General features: G+C 43.2%; 1 protein-coding gene. It reads right to left on the reverse strand.

Translation table 11 applies throughout. The features are described 5' to 3' along the window. The coding region (locus ACNOHI_RS25690) for a hypothetical protein (RefSeq protein WP_420477550.1) at positions 1-505 on the reverse strand (505 nt) is incomplete at both ends.

The following is a 505-nucleotide window of genomic DNA, read 5'->3' on the forward strand; positions in this document are numbered from 1 at the left end:
CATAACGACATATTCAAAAATCTGACCACTATATTTCAAAAGACATATACGTGTTTGAGAGTCACAGGAAATAGTGCCCTCAAGCATCTGTCCATCCAGCCCATCCGGAAAAACATACAGTGGGGATTGTTCCCCTGTGAGGTTAAACCCGTAAGCAGCATTGACAGGTAAAGGACTGATAGCGTTTAGTTCATCTTCGATCCGCTTTTTTATCAAAGGATCGCTGGCCTGCACAGACGTCATGTAAGATGTTATTCTGTGAACACCATATCCTCTTTGAACATCAACTTTCATTATCACCTTATCGGTTCCGGCGTTATCCATCACCCTGATGTTTGTAGATCCGAGCTTATGTGTCGATATCAGAATAATATTTCCGTTCACCTGCACGGTTGCAATTTCTTCATTCTGCGATATGGCAGAAAGAGGCCCTGAAGCGGAATTAACCGTAAGGGAAGTATCCCTGCCTAAAATAATCGGTACAGGCACTTCTTCAGGAACTGGA

This window comes from Noviherbaspirillum sp. ST9 (assembly GCF_048799745.1).
Lineage (GTDB): Bacteria > Pseudomonadota > Gammaproteobacteria > Burkholderiales > Burkholderiaceae_D > Noviherbaspirillum.